Genomic DNA, 6,362 nt, shown 5'->3' with positions numbered 1-6,362 from the left:
AAAAAGGGCGGCCCGCCGGGGCCCCCCCTCGGTAAACTGTTGTGGCGCAGGATTATTCTTCTTCGAGCTTGTCGACGGCGGCCTTGAGGTCGTCCTTCGAGACCTCCTTCTCCGTCACTTCCGCCATCTCGAAGATGAAGTCGACGACCTTGTCCTCGAAGAGCGGCGCGCGGATCTGCTGCTGCGCGGCCTGGTTCTTCTGGATGAACTCGAAGAAGGCGCGCTCCTGCCCGGGATACTGGCGCGCCTGGGTCATGATCGCCTGGGTCATCTCGGCATCCGAGACCTTGACCTCGTTCTTCTGGCCGAGCTCGGCCAGGAGCAGGCCCAGCTTCACCCGCCGCGCGGCGAGCTTGCGATGCTCCTCGGTCGGCTCGATCGCGTCGTGGTCGTGGCCGTGGACTTCCGGGTGCTCCTCGTGCCAGAGCTGGTGGGCGATCTGGTTCGCCTCCGCATCGACCAGCGAGGCGGGCAGGTCGAACGTCACCTTCTCGTCGAGCTGGTCGAGCAGCTTGCGCTTCATCACCGCGCGGGCGGCGCCGGTATACTCGGCCTTCAGCCGCTCCGAGATCTGGCCCTTCAGCGCGTCGAGCGACTCGGCGCCGTACTTCTTGGCCAGCTCGTCGTCGACCTCGGCCGGGACGGGCTTCTTCACTTCCTTGACGGTCACGTCGAAGACCACAGCCTTGCCCGCGAGATGCGCGGCGCCGTAGTTCTCCGGGAAGGTGATGTCGAGCGCCTTCTCGTCGCCCTTCTTGGCGCCGACGAGCTGGTCCTCGAAGCCGGGGATGAAGCTGTTCGAGCCGAGCACCAGCGGGTAATCCTCGGCCGCGCCGCCCTCGAAGGGCTCGCCGTCGAGCTTGCCGACGAAGTCGATGACCACCTGGTCGCCGTCCGCCGCCTTGCCCTTCTTGGTCTCGAAGTTCTGGACGTTCGCGGCGAGGTTCGACAGCGCCTCGTCGATGTCGGCGTCGGCGGGCGTCACCGCCATCCGCTCGAGCGAGATCGACTTGTAGTCCACCTCGGGGATCTCGGGCAGCTTCTCGTAGGCGAGCGCCACCACGATGTCGTCGCCTTCCTTCCAGTCCTCGTTGACCATGCGGATGTCGGGCTGCATCGCCGGGCGGTCGCCGGTCTCGTCGAGGTGGCCCTGCATCGCGCCGTCGACGGCCTCCTGCATCGCCTCGCCCATGAGGCGGGGGCCGAACTGCTTGCGCAGAAGCGCCATCGGCACCTTGCCCTTGCGGAAGCCCTTCATCTGGATGTCCGGGCGCGCCTCCTCGAGCTTCCCGGTCACGCGGGATTCCAGATCGCTTCCCGAGATGGTGATCTGGTACTCGCGCTTGAGGCCTTCGTTCAGGGTCTCGGTGATCTGCATTGGGCTCCTCACGGGCTCGGGCGCGGCGGGTTCAGGCCCCGCGCACCACGCTTGTCGGCTTGAAAATCAGGGGCCCTTCTAGGTGCGGCGCGGCAGGCTTGCAAGCGCAAAGGGCAGCGGCGCGGGCCGCGGCCCTGGCCTCCGGCGGCAACCGGCACAGCCGTCGGCATGCGGTTTCGGCACAGGGTTTCAGGACGGCGGCCGTAACGGCGGCCGGGCATCCGCCACGGGCTTGACTCGTCCGCCGGATCAGAGAAATAGTGAGAGTCCGTTACCGTTCTTACTTTCAATTATTTCACCGAGTCGGCCGGAGTGCAGCCGGGATTTCGCCCGCGTCATCCGTCCACGCAGTTTTCGAAGATACCATGCAGATTGACAGATCGACCTCGCGCCGGGTCGCCACGCGGAATCAGACCAGATACGTAAAGGCCGAGTTGTCCCGCGCAGGGACGTACATGATCGCCGTCGGCCACCTCGTCGGCGGTGCGCTCGACCGGGACCGCCTGCACGCCGCCGCGCGGGCGCTGGTCGAGCGTCACGAGGCGCTCCGCACCAGTTTCGCGATCGACGCGCGCGCGGTCACGGTGCACGTCTCGCCGGAGCCTCGGTTCGGGCTTCACCTCGTCGAACCGGCGGACCGGTCGCTCGAGGCGTTCCGGCGGCAGGCCCTTCCCCTGATCTTCGAGGATGTCGACCCCCGCAAGCCGGGCTCGCTCGTGCGCATCGTCGCGGCCGATTACGGCGACTGCTGGCGCTTCACCATCGCCGCACACCACGCCATCACCGACGGCTTCTCGCGCGGCGTGATGAACCGCGAGCTCCTCAAGCTCTACGCCGGAGAGGAGCTTGCCCCGGCCGCCTCCTACTACGACTTCGCCCGCGCCGACGACGCGCCCCTGACGCCCGAGGCGCAGGAGCTTGTCGACACGCTGCCCGCTCCCGTCCGCATCGTCGGCGACGGCGTCTCGCAGGGCACCGCCGAGGATGCCGGCCAGATGGCCACGCGCGATTTCGAGGGACTCGGGCGCGCGCTGAAGCCGCTCGCGCAGCGCGCCGGCGCCACGAAATTCGGCGTGCTCGCGGCGGCCTATGCCCTCGCCGTGCAGGGCTTCACGGGCGACCGCGGCGTGTCGAGCTTCTTCCAGTCCGAAGGCCGCAAGTCCCTCGGCGCCTCCAATTCCGTCGTCGGGCCGTTCTCTAACACCCTTCCCCTCGACCTCAGCGTCGATCCGGACAGGGACTTCGCGGCCTTCGCCCGCGACGTCTCCGAGCGCACGAGCCGGAGCGTCGCCCACGAGACCGAGCCCCTCCTCGACGGCGTCCTGTCGCAGGGCAAGGCGCCGGGCATTTCGATCAACATGTTCCCCCCCGCGAGCCCGATCCGCGCGGGCGATCTCGAGGTCGGCCCCCGCGAGTTCCTCGACCGGCGCACCGAGTTCGACCTGAACCTCGTCTGGGCCGAGGATCGCAACGTCCTGACGGCCCATGCCTACTACGACCGGGGCACGCTGACCGACGGACGGGTGCAGCTCTTCCTCGACCTCCTCGACCGCATCCTGCGCGCGGCCATCGACGCACCCGAGGCGACATGCCGCGAGATCGTCCGCGCGGCCCGCGCGGGCCACGAGGTGATCCTGCCGCAGACGAGCCTCGATCCCGAACCCGCCTGGCGCCTGCACCAGCCCTTCTTCGAGACGGCGGCGCGCGACCCCGAGGCGACCGCGATCGTCACCTCGCGCGAACGGATCAGCTACGGCGCGCTCGCAGAGCGCGTCCGCTCCGTCACCGCCGCGCTCCAGGCCGCGGGCGTGACGGCGGAGGACCGCGTCGCCGTGCTGGCCCAACGCGATCCGGCGCTCGTCGAGGCGATGCTCGGCGTCTCCGCCTCCGGCGCGTCCTTCGCGCTGATCGACTGCACCTACCCGATGGACCGCATCCGCTACATGCTCGAGCGGCTCGAAGCGCGGTTCATGCTCTGCGCGGGCGCGCCCTTCCCCATCGAACTGGCCGGCCGCGTCCAGGTCGTCTGGCCCGATCACGCCGCCGGGGCCCGGGCCGAGATCGTGGACGGCCCGCCCCGCGCGCACGCCTGCCACATGTTCACCTCGGGCACGACCGGCCGCCCCAAGATGGTGACGCATCCGGACACGACGCTCCTGCGCTTCGTCGGCTGGCAGGCCGCGACGCTGGACCTGCCCGGCCCCGTCACCACGATGATGATGGCCGGCCTCGCCCATGACCCGACGCTCCGCGACGTCTTCCTGCCGCTCTGCCACGGCGGCACGATCGCCGTCCCGACGGCGGAGGAGATGGCGCGCCCCGAGGCGCTGCGCGACCTCTTCCGGCACGCCCGTTGCAACGTCGTCCGCTTCAGCCCCTCGACCGCGCGTCTGGTGACGGCGGGCGGCGCCGATGCCGCCGACTTCGCGAGCCTGCGCGGGATATTCTGGGGCGGCGAGCGCCTTCCGGCGTCCAGCGTGCGCACCTGGCGCGACCTCACCCCGCAGGCGCGGCAGTTCCATGTCTTCGGGACCACCGAGACCCCGCAGGCCTTCCTCATACACGAGATCACCGAAGCCCCGGACCCGCTCCAGCGCGACATCCCGATGGGCCGCGCGCTGCCCTGGACGGGCGCGCGTCTCGTCGATGAGGACGGAGACGCCGTGTCCACGGGCGAGGTCGGCGAGATCGTGGCCGAACTGGCCGATCCGGTCGAGGGGACCAACCGAAAGCGCGCCCTCCCCGGCGCCGCCAGCGCCTGCCAGCACTTCACCGGCGACCTCGGCTACCAGCTTTCCGACGGGAACATCTACTTCGCGGGGCGCCGCGACGGGCAGGTCAAGATCAACGGCTTCCGCGTCGAGCTCGGCGAGATCGAGGCGACGGTCGAGGCCATGCCGGGCGTCGAACGCGCCTTCGCGGCGCTGTCCGGCGACAGGATCCTGCTCTTCGCCACCGGCGCACCCGAGACCGTCACCGAGGCCGCCGTCAAGGCGACCCTCGCGCGGAGCCTGCCGTCCTACATGCTGCCCGCCCGCATCCTCGTCGTGGCGAGCTTCCCGCTGACGCGAAACGGCAAGGTCGACCGCGACGCCCTGATCGCGCTCGTCGGCCGGATCGAACAGGCCGAGGCGGCGACGCCGCAGGGCGCCGGGCCGGCCACCGAAGCCGAGAAGGCGGTCGCGGCCGTTCTCGCCAAGGCGACCGGTCGGGCCGTGACGGACCGGAGCGCCTCGCTCTTCGACCTCGGCGCCGACAGCCTCTCCACCATCGAGGCGCGCCTCGAACTCGAGGCGCAGGGCTTCGCCCTGCCCGAGAACTGGGAGTGGATGGCCGTCGCGGACCTCGCGCTTTGCGGGGTGGAGGCCGATGCCGCGCCGGAACCGACCGGCTGGCTCCAGCGGACGCGACGGCTCGACACGTTCATCGTGTTGCGGAGCCTCGCCATCGTGACCGTCGTGGCCCACCACACCGGCTGGGAGATCGGCGTGGGCGCCTCTCTCGTCCTGCTCGCGCTGGCCGGCTACACGTTCGGGCGCCTGCACCTGCCCGCGATCCTGAACGACGGGCGGACCGGCCGCATCTGGGCCCTGATGGCCAAGCTGCTCGTGCCGCTCGTGCCCGCGTCGCTGCTGATCTACGCGATGCATGTCCAGGTCGGCAACTCGCCGCACATCGCCACCCTGCTGCTCTACGAGAACGTGTCGCTCTTTTTCGACGACATGATCCTCGGCGTTCGGAACGACGATCATCACGTCATCTGGCTATGGTTCCTCCACGCCTACCTCCAGATCTTCCTGGTGCTGGGCGTGCTGCTGGCGATCCCGCGGCTGCGCAGCGCGATGGCGGCGGATCCCTGGCGCGGCGCGCTCGTGTTCTTCGCCATCACGGAACTCGTCGGCGCGGGGCTGGTCCTGCTTCTGTCGGCGCCCCTCGGCGCGGGCGACCCCATGCACGTGTCGGTCCTCCTGATGCGGTCGCCGACGACGCTCCTGCCGTTCTTCGCGCTCGGCGCGCTCTTCGCCTTCTCGGACACGCCCCGCCGCCAATTCCTGTCGATCGCGGCGGCGCTCGTGCATCTCGGGATCGCGCAGATGGTCTACGCGAACAACGGCGAGGTGGCGTGGCTGCTGGCCCTCGGGCTCTGCCTCTTCCTGCCCTTCGTCACGCTGCCGCGCATCCTGACCGGCGTTCTCCTGATCCTCTCCGGGAACGCGCTGATGATCTATCTCAGCCACCGGGCGGTCGATTTCGCCCTCGAACGGGTCTTCGGCAGTCTCTTTCCCGTCCCGGTCGAGATCGTGGCGCAGCTCGCCGTGGGCGTCCTGCTCGGCATCGCGCTCCGCCCGATCCTCGACCGCATGGGCATCAACCGGCTGGCGAACAAGCGCATCACGTTCCCCGAGGGCCCGAAAGGCCCCCGCGCCGGAGGGACGCCGAGCCCGTCCTGACCGCGCTGCCGCACCGGGCGGGACCGGAGTGGCGGGCAGAGGCGTGAACCGCGCGCCCCGGCGCAATCATGCCGGTCGCGCAAGGCGCAATGGGCGGGCTTCCGGGACCGAAGCGGTCAGGCCGCGCCCTCCGCCCGACCGCCCGGGAGGCCATGGCCGGCGAGATCCGGCTCCCCGGCCTCGGCGGCGAGCGCGTCGATGTCGCGCAGGACGAGAAGATCCGGCCGCAGGATCTCGAGAATCCCGTCGTCGGCCAGCGCATGCAGCGCCCGGCTGATCGATTCCACCCGTGTCCCGAGCAGCGCCGCAAGGTCGGCGCGTCCGATCGGCAGGCGCAGCGTCGGCCGCCCCTCATGCTGGCCGAGCATCCCCTCGATCTTCGGGAAGCGGTTGCACATGACCAGGACGAACCCGGCGACGCGCCCGCGCACCCTGGGGTTGGCGAGCACCAGCATCCAGTCGCGCGCCCGGTCGAGCTCGTTCAGGAACTGGATCATCATCAGCCGGTCGAGGTCGGGCGAGCGGGCGAGGAT

3 protein-coding genes are annotated in these 6,362 nt (G+C 70.1%); 1 reads left to right on the top strand and 2 read right to left on the bottom strand.

Annotation, left to right across the window (positions count from 1 at the left end; translation table 11 throughout):
* Positions 1–52: 52 nt before the first annotated feature.
* The gene (tig, locus tag ACTS11_RS16600) at positions 53–1,378 is read right to left on the bottom strand and encodes a trigger factor (protein ID WP_442641411.1); all 1,326 of its coding nucleotides are present in this window, start codon (positions 1,376–1,378) and stop codon (positions 53–55) included.
* A 455-nt stretch (positions 1,379–1,833) separates the two neighbouring features.
* Between tig and ACTS11_RS16595 the strand changes: the two genes are divergently transcribed.
* The gene (locus tag ACTS11_RS16595) at positions 1,834–5,829 is read left to right on the top strand and encodes an AMP-binding protein (RefSeq protein WP_442641410.1); all 3,996 of its coding nucleotides are present in this window, start codon (positions 1,834–1,836) and stop codon (positions 5,827–5,829) included.
* A gap of 116 nt (positions 5,830–5,945) precedes the next feature.
* Here the strand turns inward: ACTS11_RS16595 and ACTS11_RS16590 are convergent.
* On the bottom strand, positions 5,946–6,362 hold a 417-nt coding region (locus ACTS11_RS16590), incomplete at its 5' end, for a Crp/Fnr family transcriptional regulator (RefSeq protein ID WP_442641409.1).

The organism is Roseicyclus sp. (assembly GCF_052168335.1).
Lineage (GTDB): Bacteria > Pseudomonadota > Alphaproteobacteria > Rhodobacterales > Rhodobacteraceae > Roseibacterium.
This window is presented reverse-complemented; position numbering and strand designations above follow the sequence as displayed.